The 20,493-nt window shown below is 35.5% G+C and carries 19 protein-coding genes; 9 read left to right on the top strand and 10 right to left on the bottom strand.

Annotated elements, in window-relative coordinates; all coding sequences use genetic code 11:
* Positions 1-139 precede the first annotated feature (139 nt).
* Entirely contained in the window at positions 140-637 is a 498-nt protein-coding gene (locus tag VB798_RS17205; protein ID WP_323260559.1) for a SixA phosphatase family protein, read from the top strand.
* Here VB798_RS17205 and VB798_RS17210 read toward each other — a convergent pair.
* Positions 634-1,398, bottom strand: a complete 765-nt coding sequence (locus VB798_RS17210; protein ID WP_323260561.1) for an outer membrane beta-barrel protein — start codon at positions 1,396-1,398, stop codon at positions 634-636. The two genes, VB798_RS17205 and VB798_RS17210, sit on opposite strands and share 4 nt — an antisense overlap.
* Positions 1,399-1,473: 75 nt before the next feature.
* On the opposite strand from VB798_RS17210, the gene gldB reads away from it, so the two are divergent.
* From gldB to glpK, 5 genes are all read left to right on the top strand, one after another.
* Complete coding sequence (gldB, locus tag VB798_RS17215; protein ID WP_323260563.1) at positions 1,474-2,508, top strand: gliding motility lipoprotein GldB; 1,035 nt, start codon at positions 1,474-1,476, stop codon at positions 2,506-2,508.
* A gap of 244 nt (positions 2,509-2,752) precedes the next feature.
* On the top strand, positions 2,753-4,669 hold the full coding sequence (locus VB798_RS17220) for an ABC transporter ATP-binding protein (protein WP_323260565.1): 1,917 nt from the start codon (positions 2,753-2,755) through the stop codon (positions 4,667-4,669).
* Positions 4,666-5,091, top strand: coding sequence for a Fur family transcriptional regulator (locus VB798_RS17225; RefSeq protein ID WP_323260567.1), 426 nt, complete (start codon positions 4,666-4,668; stop codon positions 5,089-5,091). Before VB798_RS17220 ends, VB798_RS17225 begins: the two co-directional genes overlap by 4 nt.
* A 689-nt stretch (positions 5,092-5,780) precedes the next feature.
* Complete coding sequence (locus VB798_RS17230) at positions 5,781-8,981, top strand: S41 family peptidase (protein ID WP_323260569.1); 3,201 nt, start codon at positions 5,781-5,783, stop codon at positions 8,979-8,981.
* Between the two features lie 153 nt (positions 8,982-9,134).
* Complete coding sequence (gene glpK / locus VB798_RS17235) at positions 9,135-10,625, top strand: glycerol kinase GlpK (RefSeq protein ID WP_407654168.1); 1,491 nt, start codon at positions 9,135-9,137, stop codon at positions 10,623-10,625.
* Positions 10,626-10,700: 75 nt separating this feature from the next.
* Here the strand turns inward: glpK and VB798_RS17240 are convergent, their stop codons facing one another.
* The gene (locus tag VB798_RS17240; protein ID WP_323260571.1) at positions 10,701-11,693 is read right to left on the bottom strand and encodes a YhdH/YhfP family quinone oxidoreductase; all 993 of its coding nucleotides are present in this window, start codon (positions 11,691-11,693) and stop codon (positions 10,701-10,703) included.
* A gap of 309 nt (positions 11,694-12,002) precedes the next feature.
* On the opposite strand from VB798_RS17240, the gene VB798_RS17245 reads away from it, so the two are divergent.
* Complete coding sequence (locus tag VB798_RS17245; RefSeq protein ID WP_323260573.1) at positions 12,003-12,464, top strand: hypothetical protein; 462 nt, start codon at positions 12,003-12,005, stop codon at positions 12,462-12,464.
* Positions 12,465-12,596: 132 nt separating this feature from the next.
* On the opposite strand, the gene VB798_RS17250 is transcribed toward VB798_RS17245, so the two are convergent.
* Positions 12,597-13,301, bottom strand: coding sequence for a hypothetical protein (locus VB798_RS17250; protein WP_323260575.1), 705 nt, complete (start codon positions 13,299-13,301; stop codon positions 12,597-12,599).
* Positions 13,302-13,838: 537 nt separating this feature from the next.
* On the opposite strand from VB798_RS17250, the gene VB798_RS17255 reads away from it, so the two are divergent.
* Positions 13,839-14,552: an endonuclease/exonuclease/phosphatase family protein gene (locus tag VB798_RS17255; protein ID WP_323260577.1), complete on the top strand. Its 714-nt coding sequence runs from the start codon at positions 13,839-13,841 to the stop codon at positions 14,550-14,552.
* 19 nt (positions 14,553-14,571) lie between these two features.
* On the opposite strand, the gene VB798_RS17260 is transcribed toward VB798_RS17255, so the two are convergent.
* The 6 genes from VB798_RS17260 to VB798_RS17285 form a co-directional block, all read right to left on the bottom strand.
* Positions 14,572-14,952, bottom strand: a complete 381-nt coding sequence (locus VB798_RS17260; protein ID WP_323260579.1) for a type II toxin-antitoxin system VapC family toxin — start codon at positions 14,950-14,952, stop codon at positions 14,572-14,574.
* On the bottom strand, positions 14,934-15,164 hold the full coding sequence (locus VB798_RS17265; RefSeq protein WP_323260581.1) for a hypothetical protein: 231 nt from the start codon (positions 15,162-15,164) through the stop codon (positions 14,934-14,936). The genes VB798_RS17260 and VB798_RS17265 overlap by 19 nt, the downstream gene beginning before the upstream one ends.
* 84 nt (positions 15,165-15,248) lie before the next feature.
* On the bottom strand, positions 15,249-16,493 hold the full coding sequence (locus VB798_RS17270; protein WP_323260583.1) for a sulfate adenylyltransferase subunit 1: 1,245 nt from the start codon (positions 16,491-16,493) through the stop codon (positions 15,249-15,251).
* A gap of 77 nt (positions 16,494-16,570) precedes the next feature.
* Positions 16,571-16,930, bottom strand: coding sequence for a four helix bundle protein (locus VB798_RS17275; protein WP_323260585.1), 360 nt, complete (start codon positions 16,928-16,930; stop codon positions 16,571-16,573).
* Positions 16,931-17,037: 107 nt separating this feature from the next.
* Positions 17,038-17,979 (bottom strand): sulfate adenylyltransferase subunit CysD, encoded by a 942-nt coding sequence (gene cysD, locus VB798_RS17280; protein ID WP_323260587.1) that lies wholly within the window; start codon positions 17,977-17,979, stop codon positions 17,038-17,040.
* Between the two features lie 146 nt (positions 17,980-18,125).
* Complete coding sequence (locus tag VB798_RS17285) at positions 18,126-18,815, bottom strand: phosphoadenylyl-sulfate reductase (RefSeq protein WP_323260589.1); 690 nt, start codon at positions 18,813-18,815, stop codon at positions 18,126-18,128.
* A 303-nt stretch (positions 18,816-19,118) separates the two neighbouring features.
* On the opposite strand from VB798_RS17285, the gene VB798_RS17290 reads away from it, so the two are divergent.
* A complete protein-coding gene (locus VB798_RS17290; RefSeq protein ID WP_323260591.1) occupies positions 19,119-19,814 on the top strand; it encodes an AlbA family DNA-binding domain-containing protein in 696 nt (231 codons plus the stop codon).
* Here the strand turns inward: VB798_RS17290 and VB798_RS17295 are convergent.
* Positions 19,811-20,476 carry a hypothetical protein gene (locus VB798_RS17295; RefSeq protein ID WP_323260593.1) on the bottom strand — a complete coding sequence of 222 codons (666 nt, stop codon included), beginning with the start codon at positions 20,474-20,476 and terminating at the stop codon, positions 19,811-19,813. The two genes, VB798_RS17290 and VB798_RS17295, sit on opposite strands and share 4 nt — an antisense overlap.
* Positions 20,477-20,493 lie beyond the last annotated feature (17 nt).

The following is a 20,493-nucleotide window of genomic DNA, read 5'->3' on the forward strand; positions in this document are numbered from 1 at the left end:
GCAACAATAATAATTTCAGCGTAAATTTATAGGGAATATTTCCCGTAGATTTACGCTGAAATATTTTCCAGACAACCCAAATTGTTATTTACGGATTAAAAGAAAATCTTTGAATAAATAATCAAAAAAGCTTGATGAAATGAAAAAACTGATACTCTTTTTTGGAATTGCCTTATTGTTATCTTCTTGTGCGAAAGAATCTACGATTTTTGTAGTGCGTCATGCCGAGAAAGATTTAGTATATAAAGGTGATGACCATTTTCGTCCTTTAAATACTGCTGGACATCAACGAGCAGGAGTTTTAGCCAAGCGATTAGCTAATGAAAAAATAGCTAAAATTTACGCTACAGAATACTTAAGAGTACAACAAACTGGAGATTCTTTAAGAATCAATCAAAAAATAGATACGGCTATTTACAGTGCTAAAACTGCTTACTTTTTCGATAAAATCAAGCAGGATAACATGCAAGGTAAAAACATTTTAATCATCGGACATTCTAATACTGTCCCAGAAGTTATTCGATTTTTAGGCGTGAAATTTGATTTAAAAATCATTCCTGATACAGAATACGACAATCTTTATCTTGTAAAAATGAAAGGTAAAAAAGTAATTGATTTCAAGGCTGAAAAGTTCTAAAACTTCAAGCCTAAATCAAGTAAGATTAAACCATTTTTCGTGATTAAATCTTTATACGCTTTGGTATTATTGATTTCTGTGAGTCCTCTTTGATATTGTATGCCAAAAATAAAAGAATCATCTCCTCCGCTAATTCTTTTTTCAAATCCTAAACCTAATAATAAACCAACATCGCCCATGTTAAATATACTGGGCTGGTTACCTACTCTTTGACTATATTGAAAAAGTGGATTACTCGCTTTGTCGATTGGTTTTTCTGCGATTTTCAAATCAAATATTCCACCGAATTGCAAGTACACAGGCGTATCTGAAAAAACACCATCACTAAAAATCTTTAGCGTTACAGGTACTTGTAAGTATTGTAAATTGAAAGCGGCTTTGTTGCCAACACGTTCATCAGTACTGAGCTGATACTCCGTAAACAAATCATTATTATAAAAATTATTCCCTACCGAATAGCTTTCGCCTTTAACGGTGTACCATAAACCTGTGCTAAAAGCGTATTTCTCGGCAAAGTAAAAATCAATGATTGGGCCTAAGCTCATTTTCAAGTTAATGCCCGAAGCATCTAAGTCTCTGAAATCTTTAGAAGTTTCTACTTCATTGAGCGTAATATTCGGGGAAAACTTGAAGCCAATTTTTAATTTATACAAACCACTACGGTAGCCACTGCTGTATCTGGAACCATATCCATAATTCTGAGAATAGACACTGGATGCCATCAACAGAATAAAAAGGACTAAGAATGCGTTTTTCTTCATAATTTTGTATTGTTAAATAAGTTGTTTCCCATTAAAACACGGCTGACTGCGGTAAAACTATTAATCCAAAAGCTTATGCTTCTAAAATTAAAAATATATTGTATCTCCATTTTCATCTTAAGTCTGGCTTTTGCTTGTTCTTCTGAAGGAAATGAAGCTTCTAACCCTGATGTAAGTAAGGTACAAGTAAATGTTACTATTCAACGACTTGACAAAGAATTACTTGCATGCAAAGACAAAAATCAGCTCATAAATTTTTTCAATACACACAAAAGCTTCACCAGTACTTATTTTCAGGTTTTACCCCAAGACTTTGAGAAATTAGCGGAAAGATTATTGCCAGTTATTACCAATCAAGCTTTTCAAGATTTTTATAAACAGTCTCAAGAACCAGCTTTTTTCGGAAATACTCAGCTCGAAGATGATTTCAAAGAAGCTTTTCAGCATCTCAAATATTACTACCCAGACTTTAAAGAGCCTAAAATTATTACAATTTTTACAGGTTTTTTTGCTCAAGATGTACTAAGTAGTCCTGAATTAATGATTTCGGACTCATTAATTATTATTGGACTAGATTATTTCATGGGAAAGAAGGGCAAATTCCTGCCAGACATCTACGATTATCAATTAAGGAAAGCCGCACCCAATGCCATTGTGCCACAAGCTGTACTTTTACTTTCTGCCAAATACAATGCAACCAAACCTTCTGAAAAATCGTTATTGGCTGATATGGTTTGGTATGGTAAAAGTTATGTTTTCGGTCATACAATGATGCCCTCTAAAGCAGATAGTTTGTTTATTGGTTATTCTGACTTACAATTGACTGACTGCTATACCTTTCAAAAAGATATTTGGGCGCATTTTATTGATAATAAATTACTCTATACCAACGATGCTCCCATCAAAGCAAAGTATATCATGGAAAGACCAGTAACGGCAGAAATTGGAGCATCTTGCCCAGGAGCTATTGGTCGTTGGTTAGGTTGGCGAATTGTTGGAAAGTACTTTGATGAAAACGAAAAACTGACGATTCAAGAATTAATGAAGCAAACAGATGCTCAGAAAATTTTTGAACAATCAAATTATAAAGGATTACCTGACGAAGAATGATGTTCGAATTGGGATTGAGGATTTCGGATTGGGGATTTTTTACAAGCCGTAGTTTTTTAAACCTATAAGGATTTACATAATTATCTATTAATGAGAGATTTATTCTCAAATCCTTATAGGTTTTACAAAACAAATAGAAAACACATACCATTTAGCCTATGGCGTAGAGCCTAAAGCAAGTAAATACATTTGACTCAAAGCTGAAAGCCGATGGCTGAAGGCTAATTAATAATTAAACCCAATAATGGCAAAGCGCAGTAGCAGTTTTGGAGCAGGAGTTTCTCCAGAAGATAAGAAAAAAGTAAGCAAAGAAGGTTTCAAAAAAGCTTTAAAGATTTTCAGATTTACCCTTCCCTATAAAGGCACATTTGCCATAGGTTTCGTGTTTTTGATACTCTCTCAAATCACCACCATGAGTATTCCTTTATTAATGGGGCAAATGGTTGGGGCGATTGTTTCACCAGACCAAATGGCAAATGCAAGTACAGGAATAAGTGGTGGAATGGTAGCAGACAAATTGCAAAATGTTTTTCATGAAGCACCAAAGTTCACCTTAAATGAAGTAACCTTAATTTTTGTGGGGCTGTTGATTCTTCAATCAGTATTCTCATTCTTTAGAGTAATTACTTTCACAAGAGTATCGGAGCAGTCTATGCGTGACCTCCGCAATGCACTTTATTCTAAAATTATTACTTTGCCAGTACCATTTTTCGAGAAAAATCGTGTTGGTGAATTAATGAGTAGAATTACTACCGACGTTTCTCAATTACAAGATATTCTTTCTATTACTTCGGCAGAACTTTTCCGCCAAATATTTACATTGATTGGCGGTATTATCTTGATTTCGTTTTTATCAAGTAAGCTCACGCTTTTCATGTTGTTGACTTTCCCACTTTTAGTTGTTTCGGCGATTATTTTCGGAAAATTCATCCGTAAAAATGCGAAGAAAGTACAAGACGAATTAGCGGCTACCAATATCATCGTTGAAGAAACCTTGCAATCTATCAACGTCGTAAAAGCATTTACTAACGAAAGCCTTGAAGCACATCGCTATGGTTTGTCAGTACAAAAAGTAGTTGATTATGCTTTGAAAGCCGCTACATTCAGAGGTGGTTTTATTTCCTTTATCATCTTTGTATTGTTTGGTGGTGTTGTGGGCGTAGTTTGGTATGGTGGAAACTTGGTTTTACAAGGCGAATTAGTGTTCAAAGACCTTTTCACGTTCATTATTTATACAGGTTTCATTGGTGGTTCTGTGGGTGGCTTGGGTGATATGTATGCACAAATTCAAAAAACAGTAGGTGCATCTGAACGTATTTTAGAAATTTTAGGAGAAGAATCTGAAGTAAAAATTACTGACATTACCGTTCCAATCAAAGTGACTAAAACAGAAGCTTCAAGTACTGCAACACCAAAGATTCAGTATCGCAATGTTGCTTTCCAATATCCTTCTCGTCCAGATATGCCTGTTTTGAAAGATATTTCTTTATCGGTAAAATCAGGTGAAAAAATAGCTTTGGTAGGTCATTCAGGAGCAGGAAAATCTACGATTGTACAATTGTTGATGCGCTATTATCATCTTGCAAAAGGTGAAATCTTAGTGGATGGTAAAAACATCAATACTTTCGATATTACTGATTTAAGAAAAAACATCGCCATTGTACCTCAAGAAGTAATGCTTTTTGGCGGAACAATTTATGAAAACATTGCTTATGGAAATCCAGAAGCAGATGAAACCTTAGTGATTGAAGCAGCCAGAAAAGCGAATGCTTTAGAGTTTATTAATTCGTTTCCAGAAGGATTTAAAACCATCGTCGGCGAACGTGGCGTGAAGCTTTCGGGTGGTCAGCGTCAAAGAATTGCAATTGCTCGTGCTATTTTGAAAGACCCTGCCATTTTGGTGCTGGATGAAGCAACAAGTGCTCTGGATTCGGAATCTGAAAGATTGGTACAAGATGCTTTAGACCGTTTGATGCAAGACCGTACTACCATTATTATTGCTCACCGTTTGGCTACCATTCGTAATGTCGATACTATTTATGTGTTGAAAGATGGTGGAGTAGCCGAAAAAGGAACGCATGATGAATTGGTTTTGATTGATGAAGGAATTTATGCTAACTTAGTAAAGTTGCAGTTTGACAATGCAATGATGATAGAATGAAACCAGCGATAAAAGATACATTAAAAACATATAACCTTCGCCAGACTGATTGTCGTGAAGGTATTCTGGACGTTTTCATGAGTAAAGAACACGCTCTTGCTCATGCCGACGTGGAAGCGCAATTAACGGAACAATTTGATAGAGTAACGGTTTATAGAACGCTAAAAACGTTTGTTGATAAAGGATTGATTCATAAAGTATTGGATGATGAGGGTGGTGTAAAATATGCACTTTGTAAGGATAATTGCCATGCAGGAGACCATACGCATCATCACGACCATGTGCATTTTAAATGTACAGCTTGCGGATTGACTACTTGTTTAGACCATGTGGTGATTCCTAATTTTATCCTTCCAGAAGGCTACAAACGTGTGGAAACAAATTTGTTGGTACAGGGAATTTGTAAGGGCTGTAATCGTTAATGGACTTTAGGACTTGAAGACAGAAGAGGCAAGATTCAAGAAGCAAGATTTTTTTGGGGAGACTTTAGGATTTTGGACTTGAAGAATTTATTGATTATGCAAATTTGAGACTAAAGACGGAAGAGGCAAGACACAAGAAGCAAGATTTTTTGGGGAGACTTTAGGATTTGAAGATATAAGAGGCAAGACAAAAGAAGCAAGATTATAGTTTCAAGCACTTCAATACTTTAGATATTAAAAAATGGGCTATTCAGAGATGGATAGCTCATTTTTTTGTGCTTATATTTAACTTTTCTTTTGACGCTAATTGCATAGATTTTAGGATTTAAAGATTTATAGAACTGCAAGAAAACAGAGACATAAAGCAAAGTACTTTTTTTGTACTCGTATTTTATTTTTCTTTTTAAAAATGCCTTTTTTCTATACAGGAAAATGTTGTTCCTAATCAGGAATGCTTTATTGCTGGTCAGAAAAATGGTATCCTTAATTGAAAAAATTATTTTGCTATTCTTTTTTTATTCCCTTCCCAATAGAAAAGATATTTTGCTTTGAAATTCATCATGTTAAATTATTACTAAACAAACATAGTTTTATAAATGCTGTTTGGCGAATAATCTTTTGATAATTGAATATTTTAGCAAATTATTACTTATTTGTAGTTTAAATCTTCATCAAACAATTTCTTATTCATGAAAAAGCATCTTTTTCTATTTTTTGCAATGCTTTCGGCAGGCAATACAATGGCACAAAGTCCATTATTGCTTCGTCAGCCAAGTATTAACAATGATGGTTCTGTCGTTTCCTTTTCTTATCAAGGTGATATTTGGACAGTACCAAGTACGGGAGGAAATGCCACCCGATTGACCATTCACGAGGCTTATGAAAGTAATCCAATCTTTAGTCCTGATGGCAAACAAATCGCCTTTTCAGGCACACGCTTTGGCAATAATGATATTTTTGTAATGCCTTCAACAGGCGGTTTACCAAAACGTTTAACATTTCATTCTAGTCAGGATTTAGTAGCAAGTTGGACGCAGACAGATAAAATCTTATTCTCGACCAGCCGTGAATTTAAGCAAATTGAACGCCCACAAGAAGTATATTCAATCAGTGCTAAAGGAGGAACTGAATCAAGAATGCTTGATGCTGTTGGTTTCGACCCAGTACTTTCTCCTGATGGGAATTTGCTTGCTTTTGTACGTGGAGACATTAATCCCGTTGCTCGTCAAGCTTATAATGGAAGCTCGAACAGAGACATCTGGATTTATAATACCAAAGCAAAAAGCTTTAACAAAATTGCTTTGTTCGAAACCAACGATATTATTCCACAATGGGGAAAAAATGGTTTGTTATACTTCTTGAGCAGTGTTGATGGTGCGTATAATCTCTATCAAATCAAAATTTTTGGCGACGGAAAAGCAGAAGGTACTCCTAAAAAATTAACACAATTCAAGGATGAATCTATTCGTCATTTCAGTATTTCAAAAGATGGCAATACCATTGTTTTTGAAAAAGAGATGGGGCTTTTTACTTACAATGTAGCGAGCGGTTCGGTTGCAAAAATTAATGTAAACATCAATGCAGACGAACGTTTTGATGCCGCTGAACAAAAAACTTTTGCGACAGGCTTAGAAGAATACAAAGTATCCCCAAATGGCAAATTACTAGCGTATAGCCTTCGTGGTGAGATTTTTATCAAAGAAGCAGATAAAGAAAAAACAAAGAGTATCAATATTTCTCAACACGCTTTCCGTGATATTGCTCCTACTTGGTTGAATGATTCAACGTTGTTATTCACAAGTGATAGAAACAATGGCAATTTTGATTTGTATTTGGTGAATTCATCTGATGCTTCGGAACGTAATATTTTTAAATCGTTGAAACATCAAGTAACACAAATCACAAAAACAACAGAAGATGAATCTTCACCAGTAGTTTCACCAGATAATAAGAAAATAGCATACATTAAAGGCAGAGGAACTTTTATAGTAGCCGACATCAGTACTGATGGGAAGTTGACGAATGAGAAAGTTCTAAGCGATGGCTGGAATAATCCAAGTGATATTGCTTGGAGTCCAGACAGCAAATACTTGGCTTATAGTCAAGAAGATTTATATTTTAACCAAGAAGTATTTATCAGAACTGCCGATAATTCAAGCAAGCCTGTCAACGTAACAATGCACCCACGTGGTGATGGAAATCCGTTTTGGAGTGCCGATGGTTCTAAATTAGGATTTGTTTCGCAAAGAAGTGCTGCTCGTAGTGCAGACGTTTGGTTTGTTTGGTTGAAAAAAGAAGACTGGGAAAAAGAAACACAAGATTGGCAAGAAAAAGAAGCACCAGCAGCAGATGCAAAACCAGACAAAAAAGGAATTAAACCAATTGTGATTGATTTTGATAATATTCATGAAAGAGTAGTACAAGTAACAAATTTCCCAGGCAATGAAAGTGAATTTGTGATTTCAAAAGATGGTGAAACCTTCTTTTACACAACCACAAGTAGTTCGGCAAAAGGAAGAGATTTATTCAGTATTAAATGGGATGGCAAAGAATTAAAAGAAATTACCAAAGGTGGAAGTAATCCAAATAGTTTGACACTCGATAAAGAAGGCAAGTACATTTATTATACAAAAATGGGCGGTGGACTTTCTCGTGTTGATGTGAAAACTGGATTATCTGAGCCGATGCCATTTGTTGCCAAAATGAAAATTGATTATTTGGCAGAACGTACACAAGTATTTGAAGAAGCGTGGAGAACTATTCGTGATGGTTTTTACGACCCTAAATTTCACGGAAATAATTGGCTACAATTGCATGATAAATACAAAGAGCGTTGTATCAATGCCAGTACTTCCAATGATTTTAGAGATATGTTTAATTTACTATTGGGTGAATTAAACTCAAGCCACATGGGTTTAACTGCACCCGACCGTGCGGAGACACAAAAAGAAATTACGGGCTTATTAGGAACAGAATTGATTCCAACGGCAACAGGAATGAAGGTAAACCACGTAGTTCCAGAAACGCCAGTGACTAAAAGTAAGAGTCTAATCAACGAAGGAGAAGTGATTACGGCTGTAAATGGACAGCCAGTAAGTGAAAGCGAGAATTTTTATAGTTTATTAAGTGGCTTGGCTAACGAAAAAGTACTCTTAAATGTTAACGATGCAAGTGGTAAAAACAGAGAAGTAGTGGTTCGTCTTACTCAAAGTATCAGCGATAATTTATACAACGAATGGGTTGAGAGCAGAAAGAAATTAGTAGAGAAATTCTCTAATGGTCGTTTAGGTTATATCCACATCAAAGGAATGGATTTCCCAAGTTTCGAAGTAGTAGAAAGAGAATTTACTGCTGCTGGTTATGGAAAAGAAGGAATCTTGATAGATGTTCGTTATAATGGTGGCGGTTCGACAACCGACTATTTAATGACGATTCTGAACTATAAACAACACGCTTATACCATTCCAAGAGGAGCAAGTGCCGATTTAGAAAAGGATAAGAAGAAGTTCAGAGAGTATTATCCAATCGGCGAGCGTTTGGTTTATGCCGCTTGGACAAAACCTTCAATTGCGCTTTGTAATGAAGGAAGTTATTCTAATGCAGAAATCTTCTCGCACGCTTATAAATCTTTAGGTATTGGTAAATTAGTAGGTTTACCAACCAATGGTTCAGTAATTTCTACAGGAGGGAAATCTTTAATGGATGGTTCTTTTGTAAGACTACCGGGAAGAGGATGGTACACCAAAACAACAGATAAAAACCAAGAGCTAGGCGCTGCCGTTCCTGACATTATCGTTGAAAATACTCCAGACTGGATTGCTAAAGGAACAGACGAACAATTGAAAGTAGCAGTAGATACGCTTTTAAAAGATATTGACGCTAAGAAGTAAAATACATTAAAGATTACTATTGAGGGAAATATTTCCCTCAATAGTAATAAAAGACTGATATTAATTCCATTCATGAATGGTAATGTTTGCTGAAATCACTAAATTTCGATTAAAACAATCGCTCTAATTTAACTATCAAAAGCAATCATAAAAATGTATATCGGCTCAATCGATCAAGGGACAACCAGTACCCGCTTCATCATTTTCGACAAACAAGGCAATAAAATCTCTGTCGGACAAAAAGAACATTCACAGATTTATCCACAAGCAGGTTGGGTGGAACACGATTCAGATGAAATCTGGAGCAATACCCAAGAAGTAATCGGTTTAGCATTAGGCAAAGCAAACCTTTCGCCCTTAGATATTGCTGCGGTGGGCATTACCAATCAGCGAGAAACAACCGTTGTTTGGAATCGCTTTACTGGTCAGCCATATTATAATGCCATCGTTTGGCAAGATACTCGTGTTGGAAACATGGTAGCTGAATTAGCCAGTGAAGGCGGAGCAGATTGTTTTCGAGCAAAAACAGGTTTGCCTTTGGCAACATATTTTAGTGGTTTAAAATTAAAATGGCTTTTAGAAAACGTAGAAGGTTTACGGGAAGATGCCGAAGAAGGAACCGCTATTTTTGGAAATATTGATACTTTTATCATTTGGCATCTAACAGGAGGAACAGATGGTGGCATACATATTACAGATGTTACTAATGCAAGCAGAACTCAGTTAATGAACTTGCAATCTTTAGCTTGGGATGATGATATTCTTACAAAACTGAATATTCCTAAAGCCATGCTACCCGCTATTAAATCAAGCAGTGAAGTATATGGAGAAGCTCGTGGCGTACTTTCGGGCGTACCAGTTGCAGGAGATTTAGGCGATCAACAAGCGGCATTAGTTGGACAAACGTGTTTTTCCGCAGGCGAAGCTAAAAATACTTATGGTACGGGTTGTTTTATGTTGATGAATACAGGAGAGAAAATCACGCCATCAACTTATGGTTTACTCACTACCGTTGCTTATCAGTTTGGCAATCAACCAGTACAATATGCTTTAGAAGGCTCTGTTGCTATTACAGGTGCTTTAGTACAATGGCTTCGTGATAATTTAGAAATTATTAAGAATAGTGCAGAAATTGAAACCTTAGCTAATTCGGTAGAAGATAATGGCGGTTGTTATTTTGTACCAGCCTTCTCTGGATTGTATGCACCTTATTGGCAAGCAGATGCTCGTGGCGTAATTGTAGGGCTTACTCGTTATGTCACTAAAGCACATATTGCTCGGGCAGCTTTAGAAGCTACCGCTTTTCAAACCTTAGAAGTATTGGAAGCAATGGAAAAAGATGCAGGAATTGAGATTTCATCATTAAGAGTGGATGGCGGAATGGTAGTCAATGAGACATTAATGCAGTTTCAAGCAGATATGGTTGATGTTCCTGTGGTTTGTCCAGCCATGATTGAGACAACAGCTTTAGGTGCTGCTTATGCAGCAGGTTTAGCAATAGGTTATTGGGAAGATTTAGACGATTTAAAACAAAATTGGGGAATCGCACAAACTTGGAAACCCGATATGGAAGCGTCAAAAAGAGATAACTTATATCATTATTGGAAAAAAGCCGTTACTCGTAGTTTTGAGTGGGAAGAATAATAAAATCGTAGCACGAGTTTCCAACTCGTGTCATAGTAATTTGACGTTTGGAAACTCGTGCTACGGTTCATAAAATTATAGTTTAACAATTGTCTTCCCAAAAGCTTTTCCTTGCAACATCAAATCCAATTGTGCGGGTACTTCTTCTAAAGTAATTTCTTTAGCGAGTATTGTTAAATCTGTTGGTTTCCAATCTGATGCTAATTTTTTCCAAATACTTTCACGTAAAAGCATCGGACATTCAGCAGAATCAATTCCAAATAAAGTATTTCCACGAAGAATAAAAGGTAAAACAGTTGTGTGTAATTCCGCAGAAGCTACCAAACCGCAAATGGCAGCTGAACCTCCATAAGTTAAAGACTTCAAGGCTGTGGCTAAAATATTCCCACCAACAGTATCAATTACTCCCGCATAAATTGATTTTAATAATGGACGACCAGATTGGTCATCTAAGGCTTCTCTACTTACAATTTCACTTGCTCCAATTTGTTTTAAAAAATCAACAGCTTCAGGTTTACCTGTTACAGCTACGACTTCAAAACCTAATTTAGCTAAAATGGCAATCGACAAAGTCCCCACTCCTCCTGTTGAGCCTGTTACTAAAACTTTTCCTTGTTCTGGTTTTAAGCCATGATTGATTAAAGCATTGATACATAAACCAGTCGTTAATCCAGCCGTTCCATGAATCATGGCTTCTTTCAAACTTAATCCTGCGGGTAATTTTACAATCCATTTCGCTGGCACAGAGATATACTCAGCCAAACCGCCCGAAGTATTCATTCCTAAATCATAACTGGTAACAATTACTTCGTCGCCCACTTTAAATGCTGGAGAATCACTAGCTTCTACAATGCCAGCAGCATCAATGCCGGGTGTATGTGGAAATTGTTTTGTTACACCTTTGTTCCCGATTGACGATAAAGCATCTTTATAATTCAACGCTGAATAATGAACTTTGATTAAAACATCTCCCGCAGGTAAATCTGCAATCGCTCTTTGAACAATCGCTCGTGTATATTGCTTATCGGCACTTTCTGTAATCTGTAAAGCTTTAAAAGAATGGCTCATGGTTTTGTGTTTGTTTTGTGAAGAAAGCTATATTTAAGCTGTAAACCTCCACAAAAAAATATTGAAAGTCAAGCGATTAGAATACTTACAAGGATTTAGTTAAACCTATAAGGATTCATATAATTATCTAATAATAAAAACTTTAACATCAAATCCTTACAGGTTTATATTCTCAATTTACTTATTCCTAATATACTTAATGAAAATTAAATACCAAAAAGCTTTTTTTCACTGACATACTGTTGTCAGTAAGCCAGATTTACTTTGTATCGTTAATCAAAAAAATCATAATAAAACCTCAACAATCAAATGAACACGCAAGTAAAAGAAGTACCCGCTCAAAAGTATTTTATTTATCGTACAGAAACTACCCTTTTAAATGTAAACGCCATTGCAGAACGTGAAGTTGACGCCCTTTATACTGCCGTTGGACAATTAGGATTAAGCATTGCTGGCAATATGGAGTTTATTTATTGGGGAGCAACGGGCGATGTTGAAAAGCCTTTTATCTTAGAAATTGCCTTGCCTGTGGGTGATGAAGAAGTAACAATTCCTGCACATTATGAATTGTTAGAGCATCCTTCTTTCAAGGCTTTTGCTTATACACATCATGGTGATTTCAGTAATATTATGCCTGTTTATAAAGAGCTGTTTAATCAATTATTTGCACAAGGACACAAACCAACAAATCAAACCAGAGAAGTTTATATCAATTGGGTGGATTTAACTTCTTCTGAAAATGTTACAGAGATTTTATTGGGAATAGAGTAAGTATTTGGGATTAAGTATCGTTTTTAATAAGAGAAGGTCGGGCATTATCGATGTCCGACCTTCTCTTATTAAAGTTGTACGAGTTTCCAAGTCGTAATTCAATGTTTTCACGACTTGGTATTAGTGGGACAGCTATACACTTAAACCTTTTATTAATTTATATTCCGTAGAGCTTACGCCATACTGACTTTTAATGGATTCTTTAATCCTTTGTGTTCTTTCCGCAAGCGTTTCATATAAAGTATTCCGTTGGTCAGCACTAACTTTTAAACCTCCATAAGTACTTGTTACAAGATTATTTGCTTGATTAATTTCCGCAATCTTCGCTTGAAGATTTGGGAGTTTGATTAATTCATTAACGGGTGCATAATCAGCTCCTAAAGCCGTTAAGGTACTAACAATATCCGCAAAATTCTGTGTCATACTTCCGAAAGAACGTTCCGACTGACTAATTTTTTCTTTGGTATCCCCTTCTTTAGGTTTGGTAGCTCTTTCTCCTCTGATTTTCGTAATCAATACAGAAATATCATTTACTTCTTTAGCGTCTTTACCCAATTTAGCCCTGAGAGTTGCTGCAATCGGACTTAGTAATTTGCCTACTGAAGTGGGGAGATTGGCAAAATGTTTTTGTCTTGTTTCAACTGCCGTCGAATATTCTCGCTTTTTAAGAACGACATTATTATTCTCGACTTTTGTAGCTTCAATCAAAGCATCATAATTAACAATACTTGTGTCGGCTGTGGGGGCAATATAGCCAATAAAACTTTTAAGATGTGTTGAAATTGCTGAAGCGTTAGCAATTTTAGCCCCAAAGGTAGCTTCTGTGTTAGATGCCATAGGTCGCATTATTTAAAGGATGAATAGAAATTGTAAAGTCTTTATTAGTGGATAGGTTATACTATAAAATTATAGAAATAAACGAATCATTTGGCACAAAATGGAATATTTATTTAGCTAAACACCTGTTAATAAACCAATTGTGCAAAACAAGATTACCTCTGAGGAAAATGTAATAGTTTCTGAGGAAAAATATTAATACCCAGAGGAAAATTAAAAATGGATTGAGGAAGATGTAATGGCTTCTGAGGAAAAATATTAACGCCCAGAGGAAAATTAAAAATGAATTGAGGAAGATGTAATGACTTCTGAGGAAAAAGATTAATGCCCAGAGGAAAATTAAAAATGAATTGAGGAAGATGTAATGACTTCTGAGGAAAAATATTAACACCCAGAGGAAAATCAAAAATGGATTGAGGAAAATGTAATAGCTTCTGAGGAAAAAGATTGATGCCCTGAGTAATTTTTAAATGCAAATACCATAATACTTTCAGATATTTATATAAAAACTACGAAAAAATACTTCCTATAAACAAAATGAAAATTATTACTTGGAACTGTAATGGAGCGTTAAGAAATAAGTTTGAAAGTCTTTTAGACTTTGATGCTGATTTGATTATTGTTCAAGAATGTGAAAATCCTGCTGAATCAAAAGATAAAAAATACGTAGATTGGGCTGTGAACTATTTATGGGTTGGAGACACTAAGAGCAAAGGCATTGGCATATTTGCCAAGCAAAATATTGATTTACAGCGATTAAATTGGTCAGATATTTATAATGGACACAAAGTCAAACATTTCCTTCCTTGTTCTGTAAATAAACAATTTGAATTACTTGCTGTTTGGACACATCAAAACAATTCACCAAACTTTGGTTATATCGGACAGTTCTGGAAATATTTACAGATTAATAAACATCATCTAACTAATACTATCATTGCTGGGGATTTTAATAGTAATACTATTTGGGATGAATGGGACAGATGGTGGAATCATTCAGATGTAGTAAAGGAGTTAAAAGCAATCAATATTGAAAGTCTATATCATACTTTTACTAAAGAAGAACAAGGTAAAGAATCACAGCCTACTTTTTTCTTACATCGCAATACTCTAAAACCATATCACATTGATTATTGCTTTGCTTCAATGCAATTTGTTGATAATCTCAATAGTGTTACAATAGAGCCTTTTGAAAAATGGAAGAATTTAAGCGACCATTCACCGATGATAATTATGTTTGAGGATAAGTAAATAATCCGTTGAAACACATTTACAAATCATAAGGATTAATATATTTCAAATCAGTAATTCCTTGAAAATCCTTTGTGTTTCTGGAGATAAGCGAGAGGTCATTCGCTAAAGCAGTGGCAGCGATAATTGCGTCTGGGAGTTTGATTTTGTATTCCTGTCTAATATTGATAGTTATATCGACTAAGCTTTTATCAACATTATGAATGTTTGAAAACGAGACAAATTTTTGAAGTAGTTCGTACTCACTTTGTGTAATGTTTTTGGTTGCAAACAGTTCTATATGAGTAATAATAGATATTTCTGGAGTGATGTTCAATAAAAAATCTCTACCATTCTCAGGAATTTTCCCATTACAAAAATCAATAATAGCATTGGTGTCTATTAAATATCTTGTTCCCATTCACTACGCATTTGTTTAACGTTATCATGAATTTTTTGAGCAGATTCGTCTGAAAGTTTTCCCCAAAAATCAGCCATCGTAACTTTTCTGGGCAATTCTTCTACGATTTCTTCAATAGCGTACATCAGTACTTCTATTTTCTTCCCGACATATTCTTGTGGTACGGATAAAAGAATATCTCTTTGTCCTGGAGTAATACTTGTTCTTAACATCTCACAAAAGGATTTATCGTAAACAATAATCACTCTTCCAAACCATTGAAAGAGTGATTTATAAACAAATGTAATATGTTATTCCTATAAAACAAAGCCAACGCCAACGGTTGAATTTGTTTGGTCGTCCACTAAAATAAAGGCTCCGTTTGCAGGATTGTATTCGTATTTATCTGCAAAAATTGGCTTCGCAGTTTTCAAGATAATTTCTCCAATTTCGTTCAATTTCAATTCAGAAACTGCATCTACAATTGTGTCTTGATTCACTACGTCAATCTTATTATTCAAAGCAATTACTTTTGCTTTTGAATCATTGATGCCGTGTTGAAGAATATATGTTTTGCCAGAAACCAATGGTTTTGAATCCATCCAACAAATTCTTGCCGTGATTTCTTTCAATGGTTCAAGTGTTGAAGTTGACTTCACCAACATATTACCACGAGAAACATCAACGTCAGTTTCTAAAGTAATTACTACTGATTCTTTCGCTCCTGCTTTTTCTAATTGCGTACCGAATTTTTCAATCGTCACAATTTTAGAGTTTTGTCCCGTTGGCAAAACAGTAATTTCATCTCCTACCGAGAAAACACCACTGCTGATTTTACCTGCATAACCTCTGTAATCGTGGAATTCTTCTGTTTTTGGACGAACCACAAATTGTACAGGGAAACGAGCTGGCTTTCTAATTTCGTCGAAATTGGTTTCTTCTAATTCTTCCAACAAAGGTGCTCCTGTAAACCAAGGCATTTCTGTTGATTGCGTAGAAAGATTTTGTCCGTACAAAGAAGACATCGGAATGAAGGTTATTTCTTGTCCTTCAAAAGATACTTTATCAGCCAAAGCTTGAACAGCATCTTTGATTTCGTTGAAACGTTCTTCAGAATAACCTACTAAATCCATCTTGTTCACACACACAATTACTTTCGGAATACGAAGCATTGATGAGATGAAAAAGTGACGGAAAGTTTGTTCCAATACACCGTTACGAGCATCCACCAAAATCATAGAAACCTTAGTATTTGAAGCACCAGTAACCATGTTACGAGTATATTCAAAGTGACCGGGCGTATCTGCGATGATGTATTTACGTTTGGGCGTCGAGAAATAAATATTGGCTACGTCGATTGTGATACCTTGTTCACGTTCGGCGATAAGTCCATCTGTTAATAAAGAAAGGTCTAAAAAGTCTAAACCTTTACGTTTTGAAGCCGCTTCAAGTGCTTCAATTTTATCACGAGTGATTGATTTTGTTTCGTATAAAAGTCGTCCGATGAGGGTACTTTTCCCATCATCCACCGAACCTGCTGTTGCTATTCTTAAAATATCCATCTACTGAGTGAGGAGTTTTGAGTGCGGAGTGAGGAGTTAAAATTTTCATCAACATTGATGCTCTTCTCCCACTCATTTTATTTCTTATTATTTTCTTTTGCTGTTTTACTTGACGAGATAAAAATAGCGGTCAATTCGTCCGCCTCTTTCATAAGGTCTTTTAACAATCCTTCTTTCACAATTCCAGATTCTACCAATAATTCCATCCAAAATAATGATTCATCAGCTTCTTCTACAACAATTGCAATCTTTGCTATAAAATCAGCGGGTGATTTTGCTCTACAAGATGCTCTGTAATTCGCTCCTACTGATGTTCCACTACGAAGTAATTGTTTTCCAATTACTTGAGAAGTAGTTTTATTAGGTAAACTTTCAACTAATTTGATAATTCTCAAAGCAAACGACTTTGTCCTATTTCTAAGATTATCATGTTTCATAGTAGTATCGAACTTAAAATTTTGATTGAAGAATTTGATAAGTTTTGACAGAGGAATTGTTATTAACTATTTTTTAACTCCTCACTCAAAACTCAACATTCAACACTCTAAAAGTATCCTTGTTGCTTACGTTTTTCCATGGCTGCTTCAGAGCGTTTGTCGTCGATTCTGGCACCACGTTCAGAGATTTCTGCAGAAAGAATTTCACCGATAATATCATCTAATTCAATCGCTTCAGAAGCTACGGCAGCAGTACAAGTCATATCACCAACAGTACGGAAACGAACAGTTTCTTCAAAAGGAATCTCGTCTGCATCTTTATTCAAGAATTCAGAATCAGCCCAAAGCATACCATCACGTTGAATTACTTGGCGTTTGTGCGAATAATAGATAGAAGGAATTGCCATTTCTTCTTCTTTGATATAATTCCAAACGTCTAATTCTGTCCAGTTTGAAATTGGGAATACTCTTACGTTTTCTCCAATCGCAATACGACCATTCAACATATCAAATAATTCTGGACGTTGGCGTTTTGCATCCCACTGACCAAAATCATCACGAACTGAGAAAATACGTTCTTTCGCACGAGCTTTCTCTTCGTCACGTCTTGCTCCACCGATACAAGCATCGAATTTGAATTCTTCGATAGCATCTAATAAAGTAACGGTTTGCAAAGCATTACGAGAAGCATATTTTCCTGATTCTTCTTTTACTTTTCCTTGGTTGATAGAATCTTGTACATAGCGTACAATCAATTCTGCACCAGTTTCTTTGGCTAACCAATCACGAAATTCAATGGTTTCAGGGAAGTTATGTCCTGTATCGACGTGGAGTAATGGGAAGGGGATTTTTCCGGGATAAAAAGCTTTTTGGGCTAAACGCACCAAAGTAATTGAATCTTTCCCACCAGAAAACAAAAGTGCTGGTTTCTCGAACTGAGCAACCACTTCACGCATAATATAGATTGCTTCGTCTTCTAATTCACGAGGGAAAAAACCGAATTTCGGAGTGGATACTTCTGAACTCGGATTTTTTAAATGATCAACCATATTTTTTAATATTTATTAATTCTTTGACTTTAAGCTATATCAGCTATGAGCAATGAGCTGTAAGCTTTTTATTATACATTATTAACCAATCTTGGTTTTGTACTTTATACTAAGTAAAACCACAATTCATCACTCACAACTCTTAACTAACTATGCAAGCCACATTCTTTTTGTGAAGCTTCCCACCACCAACGACCAGCACGTGGATGTTCGCCTTCTTGAATAGCTCTAGTACAAGGAGCGCAACCGATAGAAATAAAACCTTTTCTGTGCAAAGGACTATCAGGTACTCTATTTTCTTTTAAGTAAGCCAAAACGTCTTCGTAAGTCCAGTGAATTAATGGATTGAATTTAATCACATTATTGTTGGCATCCCATTCTACAATTTCCATGTCTGAACGGTTTTCAGATTGTTCTGAACGCAAACCTGTAATCCAAATTTCAGCACCAGCCAAAGCTCTTTTTAAAGGTTCGATTTTACGAATTCCACAACATTCTTTACGGTTTTCCACAGAAAAGTAAAAACTGTTGAAGCCTTTTTCTTTCACTAAGGCTTCTACTTTTGCTGTATTCGGGAAGTAGGTTTCAAATTCTTTGCCGTACTTGTTTTTGGTAGTATCCATCAACTCGTAAGTTTCTTGGAATAAACGACCAGTATCAAGGGTAAAAACTTTGATGTTGAAATTATTCTTGAAAATCGCATCGGTAATCACTTGGTCTTCTTGACCAAACGATGAAGAAAAAACTACCTTTCCGTAGTTTTCAGCCATGTAACTAAGCCCTTCTGTAAGTGAAAGACCTTCTAAGGCTTGTTTTAATTGACTTAAATCTGACATAAGCAATCCTGAATTTTATCCTCTATTTTGAGCTTAACAAAATTTCATCTCGCTTAGTTACACTTGGCAAACTATTCAGCTTTTAGACTTGTTTATTCTTTAGCATTTAGTTTAATTATTGGTAGCTAAGTTATTAGGAGTGCAAAGTTAGACAAAGTCTATTAAAAAAAATATATAAAGTCTATTAATTGGGTAGATTTTGTCTAAAATATTTTTAAACAAAAAAAAAAATGTATTTCTAAATCTGTTATCTTTAAAACAAATCCATCTTTGTTTATAAGCATACCTAAATCATAAATATGTATGAATCAGGCACTTGTATCCTATTTTGAAAAGACTGAAAACCACAGTCGTGTGTCGGAAATGAGTTTAAAGGATTTAAAGAGCCTCGTCCGTCAGGGAGAGAGTATTCAACTTGAGTTTAAGATGAAAGCTAATCACCCTGAAAAAATTATCCGTGAAATTGTTGCTTTTGCCAATACAAAAGGAGGAACCTTGTTGATTGGTGTTGGAGACGATAAAAGTATTCCTGGGCTAAAATTCGTAGATGAAGATGAGTACATTTTGGTACGAGCGATAGAACGTAACTGCTTCCCTCCCATTACTTACGATATTGAACGCATCAGTGTGACCGACGACCGTGAAGTATTGGTCATCACCATTCCTAAAAGCAATAAGAAACCTCATTATGTACAGCTAGAAACCGAAGAAATGGGAAAAGCTTATGTACGAGTCGCTGACCGTTCGGTACAAGCAAGTAAAGAAATGAAACAAATCTTGAGACGAGAAAACGAGGAAGGTATTCAGTTCAATTTCGGAGAAAAGGAAAAAGTATTGATGACTTATTTATCGGCAAACCCACAAATCACCTTAGCTGAATTTGCTAAAATTGCCAATATTCCACCTTGGTTAGCATCAAGAACACTCGTTTTACTGGTACTAGCGAATGTCCTGAAAATTCAAGCACACGAAACAGCTGATTACTACTCAGTAGCTTAGTATAAGTCTTTTGTTTCATAATATGGTGCTTGCGTTGGCACTTCAATAACGGGTGGTCTCCACATAATTTTTCTTCCAAATTTAAAAGTAAAGCCTGCACTAAAACTTAGCATATTCGACAGCCTTGCATTGCCATATACAATTCCTGTATGCTTTACTTTTAAAAATAAACCCAATCTATCTGCATTTTCTTGAAACTGAATACCCAAACTTGGAGAAAATCCCCAATTGACAGAATTTCCAGCAGGTATATTTTGGGCAAAAGAAAGATAATTAGGGTCTATTTGTGTTTGATAACTTGTAAAATATGCCCCCGTCTCTAATCCTACAAAAGGTTTAATAAACTTTTTGTTCCAGATGTAATATTCCGCCCCGAACGATACAGGAACAACATCTTTGTAATAATATCCGTAAATTTTTGTGCTATAATCAAACCTAGATTGCACAGCTAAGGTTACTCTCATTTTGTTAATACCAGAGTAAGCTGTGAGTTTCCATTTTTCTGTGAGATGTTTACGCAAACTGATGTCTATACCCGAACCCGTATAAGCACCGTCTTCACCAAAACTTGGTTCTGTTACATAGCTCAAACTAGTACTTACTTGAATTTGAGCTTGCAATAAAAAAGGGAAGAATATCAAAATAAGTATCAGTCTTTTCATATTCAGTTCGGTTTATT

The organism is Arcicella lustrica, assembly GCF_034930985.1.
GTDB lineage: Bacteria > Bacteroidota > Bacteroidia > Cytophagales > Spirosomataceae > Arcicella > Arcicella lustrica.

Coding starts and splice junctions, on each gene's coding strand:
- VB798_RS17260 (WP_323260579.1), bottom strand. CDS start 14,952: ATGGGAACAAGATATTTAATAGACACCAATGCTATTATTGATTTTTGT.
- VB798_RS17225 (WP_323260567.1), top strand. CDS start 4,666: ATGAAACCAGCGATAAAAGATACATTAAAAACATATAACCTTCGCCAG.
- gldB (WP_323260563.1), top strand. CDS start 1,474: ATGCTTCTAAAATTAAAAATATATTGTATCTCCATTTTCATCTTAAGT.
- VB798_RS17270 (WP_323260583.1), bottom strand. CDS start 16,493: ATGGATATTTTAAGAATAGCAACAGCAGGTTCGGTGGATGATGGGAAA.
- cysD (WP_323260587.1), bottom strand. CDS start 17,979: ATGGTTGATCATTTAAAAAATCCGAGTTCAGAAGTATCCACTCCGAAA.
- VB798_RS17290 (WP_323260591.1), top strand. CDS start 19,119: ATGAATCAGGCACTTGTATCCTATTTTGAAAAGACTGAAAACCACAGT.
- VB798_RS17285 (WP_323260589.1), bottom strand. CDS start 18,815: ATGTCAGATTTAAGTCAATTAAAACAAGCCTTAGAAGGTCTTTCACTT.
- VB798_RS17275 (WP_323260585.1), bottom strand. CDS start 16,930: ATGAAACATGATAATCTTAGAAATAGGACAAAGTCGTTTGCTTTGAGA.
- glpK (WP_407654168.1), top strand. CDS start 9,135: ATGTATATCGGCTCAATCGATCAAGGGACAACCAGTACCCGCTTCATC.
- VB798_RS17255 (WP_323260577.1), top strand. CDS start 13,839: ATGAAAATTATTACTTGGAACTGTAATGGAGCGTTAAGAAATAAGTTT.
- VB798_RS17220 (WP_323260565.1), top strand. CDS start 2,753: ATGGCAAAGCGCAGTAGCAGTTTTGGAGCAGGAGTTTCTCCAGAAGAT.
- VB798_RS17245 (WP_323260573.1), top strand. CDS start 12,003: ATGAACACGCAAGTAAAAGAAGTACCCGCTCAAAAGTATTTTATTTAT.
- VB798_RS17230 (WP_323260569.1), top strand. CDS start 5,781: ATGAAAAAGCATCTTTTTCTATTTTTTGCAATGCTTTCGGCAGGCAAT.
- VB798_RS17295 (WP_323260593.1), bottom strand. CDS start 20,476: ATGAAAAGACTGATACTTATTTTGATATTCTTCCCTTTTTTATTGCAA.
- VB798_RS17240 (WP_323260571.1), bottom strand. CDS start 11,693: ATGAGCCATTCTTTTAAAGCTTTACAGATTACAGAAAGTGCCGATAAG.
- VB798_RS17210 (WP_323260561.1), bottom strand. CDS start 1,398: ATGAAGAAAAACGCATTCTTAGTCCTTTTTATTCTGTTGATGGCATCC.
- VB798_RS17265 (WP_323260581.1), bottom strand. CDS start 15,164: ATGTTAAGAACAAGTATTACTCCAGGACAAAGAGATATTCTTTTATCC.
- VB798_RS17250 (WP_323260575.1), bottom strand. CDS start 13,301: ATGGCATCTAACACAGAAGCTACCTTTGGGGCTAAAATTGCTAACGCT.
- VB798_RS17205 (WP_323260559.1), top strand. CDS start 140: ATGAAAAAACTGATACTCTTTTTTGGAATTGCCTTATTGTTATCTTCT.